Origin of the sequence: Arthrobacter sp. H14 (assembly GCF_000520495.1) — a bacterium.
In the GTDB taxonomy this organism is placed as follows: Bacteria; Actinomycetota; Actinomycetes; order Actinomycetales; family Micrococcaceae; genus Arthrobacter_C.
Genome location: NZ_KI914704.1, coordinates 50186 through 54196 on the forward strand (window position 1 = coordinate 50186; position 4011 = coordinate 54196).

At 64.5% G+C, this 4011-nt stretch carries 2 protein-coding genes; both read right to left on the reverse strand.

Annotation, left to right across the window (positions count from 1 at the left end):
- The coding region (locus Y707_RS28255) for a DUF4011 domain-containing protein (RefSeq protein ID WP_253905295.1) at nt 1-2643 on the reverse strand (2643 nt) is incomplete at its 3' end.
- 130 nt (nt 2644-2773) lie between these two features.
- On the reverse strand, nt 2774-4011 hold a 1238-nt coding region (guaA, locus tag Y707_RS28260), incomplete at its 5' end, for a glutamine-hydrolyzing GMP synthase (RefSeq protein WP_035783091.1).

Consider the following 4011-nt stretch of genomic DNA (forward strand, 5'->3'; position numbering starts at 1 on the left):
GTCGCCGTCCGCGGCAGCCGATTCCACTCCCACCGAGAACCGTCTGGGTGCTCCCAGCCGGTCATCGCCGAACGCGATCACCTGTTCAGCGCGGCCGATCGCGGGCAGTGCTGACTGCAGCGAAGTGGATTCGGCATCGAGGATGATGACTGTGTCGAAATCCTGTGAGTCTTCCAGCAGGGACGGCAGCACCAGCGGGCTGGCAGTCCAGATGGGAAGCAGCGACTGCACCAGCTCCCGGGATTCATGTCCCAGGCCTGCCACTGTTGGATCTCCGCCCTTGATCAGCTCGCGCAGCGAATGTGCTTCCCCCGCATGGTGGGCGACACCGTTGCGCCACCGCCGGGACAGCTCCCAGCGGAGCCGGGAGGCACCTGATGCAATGTGCGCCTTATCGGCCAGCCGGTACTCCGCCTCCAGGCGGCGCAGGCTTTCACCGTCGGACATGGCCAGGTAGTCATCACCACTGATCATGGCCTCGAGTGCGGACTGCCACCAGGCCAATTCCAGTTCGGACCCGACCTGCTCCGGCCCCACTTCGCGCTCTGCCAAGTCGTCGAGCAGTTCAGACAAACCATGCTCACGCATGTTCTCCAGCAGCAGCGTCCGCTCCGGCAGGGACACAAGCGTCTGCTTGTCCGCAGCCAGTTTTTTCAGCCGTTCCAGCAGCGTGGCGTAAGGGAGGGGTTTCAGGTCTCCACCGGCGTCGGTATCAACCAGAGTTCCGCCGAGGGCGTTGAGTTTCTTGTGCACTGCGCGGTAGTACTCGTTGATCTCCGCCAGTCCCGAAGGGATTGAGGGATGCCGTTGGCTGGTGGCGTACTCGTTCCAGGCGCTGTGCTGGCGCTGGACGTCAAGCAGCGACCCATGCAGGTCGGAGATATGAACGCCGGGACGGATGTATTCCTTGGCCACACGGCGCAGTCTGGAACGCGTCATCGACGTCATGTCGACATTGTGCTCGCGCCTCCAGGCTGACGGAGCCGTCGCTGAAATCAGGTCCGTGACCGGGCGATCGAAAATGTCGGGCGTGAACTTGTCCAGACTGCCGCGGATCGCCACCAGCAGGTCCAGCTGCCGGCCCCACTCCTGGAACGTTTCGCCAAGTGAGATCTGCGAGAAGTCGGCCATAGTCGCCATCTTGCTGTGCAGCTGGGGAAGGTCGCGGGCGAGCTCAACCGCGAGCTCGTAGGCCTCCTCCGTTTCCTGCCGGTTCACCAGCCGCGCCCCGTACCACGGGCTCTGCCAACGGGCCTTGCTGAAACTGTCGAGCTCGGCCGCGCGGCGCAGCCGGTTCGTCAACTCTGCACGGTCGGTGATGCTGTCGAGGACACTGCGCTTGAGCCGTACGGTGGTGGCTGGAGCCGGCTGGATGGACGTGAGTTTCGCCAGCGACTGCATCGCCTGGTACGGAGAACATCCCCAGCGCTGGCGTACATTATGCAGCGAACTTACGTGATCCTGCAGCGCGTGCCGGTGTTCCATGAGGGTCTGGTGCAGGTTCCGCAGCTGAGGTTCGGCGGACCTCTCATTGCGCACGATCGCCCGGACCAGTTGTTCCTTGAGGCGGTCACCGTCGAGCCCGGTGTTGAGCTGCAGGACCAGCGAGCCAAGCTGCATCTCATCGAGCCGGTTGATGAAATCGTTGAGGGTGTTGCGCCGTTCGGCGACGACGAGAACCTTTTTGCCTTCGGCGGCGAGGGCAGCGACGGCGTTTACAGCGGTCTGCGTCTGCCCGGTGCCCGGAGGGGCGTCGACGGCGAGGGAGGTGCCTGCATTGATGAGATCGAGCACCTCCTGCTGGGCGGAATCGGCGTCCAGCAGCAGCAGCTCATCCGCCGGATGCCGCTCGTCAATGGGAGTAAAGCGTTCCGATGGTGTCGATACCGGGGCGGCGTTGCCTGTGCGTGCCTCCTCCATCAAAGCGCCGATCACACGATTGTCCGGTGATATGGCGCCGTCGTACATGTGCTCTTCAAGGTCCGCGAAGGTGGAGACCAGCAGGTGGTGTTCGACAACCATTCCACCAATGCCGCCGGTCAGAGTCCGCAGCCGGTCGAGGACGGGATACGGATCGAAGCGGGCAGTGCTGTAGGCCATCCGTTCGATGGCCGGAACGTCGAGCTCGATTTCGTATTCGCGCGCCAGGAAACGGACCAAGGCCGGATTGAGGCGCGCCTGTTCGGTGACCTGCAGTTCGTAGTCGTCCTGGCCGGGCCGCCCGGTCAGCGACACTGCTGTGAGCAGGACCGGCGCAGTGAGTTGTTCGGATACCCCGGCCGCAGGTGAACGCCACGATGCAGTGCCGGCAGCCAGGTAGCCTGCGTCCACCCCCCGGTCGGAGCTAAGCTCAAATATCTTGGCACGGAGGGTGCGGGCCGCCGCGAGAGCGATGGAGTACTGCTCCTGGTCCCGGATCAGGGTCGACAGACGTGTCCGGCGTCCGGCCAGCAACTGGGCCAGGCCGGACGGGTGGGCATGCGTCAGGTCAATGGTGCCGCCCGGGGCAGGGCGGAAGCGCAGCATGGTTTGCGCCCCCGCAAAGGGGCCCAGCTGCTCGAGCCATGCGTACAGCGCATCGGTCTCGGTATCCAACTCATGGCTTTCCTGCGTTGGCACAGGTGCCCTCTCTTCTGCACTCATGCGCGACGTTTTCGACCAAAGTGGCATGCTCTTGAGGCTATCTGCTGCCTCCCCGGAATTGGGTCAACGCAACACGTATACGGCCGAAAAAGGAGCATATTGGCTCCAGGAAGGCCGGGGACGGGTGCTGCTACTCCCATTCGATGGTGCCCGGTGGTTTGCTGGTGACGTCGAGCGTGACCCGGTTGACGCCGTCGACCTCATTAGTAATGCGGTTCGAGATTCTGGCCAGCAGGTCGTACGGCAGACGCGACCAGTCGGCGGTCATGGCGTCCTCGCTGGAGACCGGGCGCAGCACAATCGGGTGGCCGTAGGTGCGGCCGTCGCCCTGCACGCCGACGCTGCGGACGTCGGCCAACAACACGACGGGCATCTGCCAGACGGCGTCGTCGAGTCCTGCGGCGGTCAATTCCGCACGCGCAATGGCGTCGGCCTTGCGGAGCAGGTTCAGGCGCTCCTCGGTGACTTCGCCGATGATGCGGATCCCGAGGCCAGGCCCGGGGAAGGGCTGGCGTCCGACGATCTCGTGCGGCAGGCCGAGTTCGGCGCCCACGGCACGGACTTCGTCCTTGAACAGCGCCCGGAGCGGCTCCACCAGCTCAAACTGCAGATCTTCGGGCAGTCCGCCGACGTTGTGGTGGCTCTTGATATTGGCCGCGCCTTCGCCGCCGCCGGATTCGACGACGTCCGGATACAACGTGCCCTGCACGAGGAACTTGATCGGCTGGCCTTCGACCCCGGCTTCGGCCACGAGGGCGCGTTCCGCGTTCTCGAAGGCCCGGATGAATTCGCGGCCAATGATCTTACGCTTCTGCTCCGGATCGGATACGCCGGCGAGCGCATCGAGGAACCGGTCGGTTTCGTGCGCCACATATAGGTTGACACCGGTGGCCGCGACGAAATCCCGCTCCACCTGTTCCGCTTCGCCTTCACGCAGCAGTCCGTGGTCGACGAACACACAGGTGAGCTGATCCCCCACAGCCTTCTGCACCAACGCTGCGGCCACGGCGGAGTCGACGCCGCCGGACAGTCCGCAGATCACGCGTGCGTTGCCGACCTGGTTCCGGATCACCTCGACCTGCTCATCGATGACGTTGGTGGTGTCCCAGTTCGGTTCCAGCTTGGCGCCGTTGAAGAGGAAGTTTTCGAGGACTTTCTGGCCGAAGTCGGTGTGGTTCACCTCTGGATGCCACTGCACGCCGAACAGTGCGCGGGCCTCGTTGGCGAACGCGGCGACCGGTGCGCTGCCGGTGCTGGCGAGGACCTCGAAGCCCTCCGGTACCTGCTGGACACTGTCGCCGTGGCTCATCCACACTTTTTGCTGGCTCGGCGTCCCGGCCAGGATGGAACGGCTCTCGCCGACGCCGC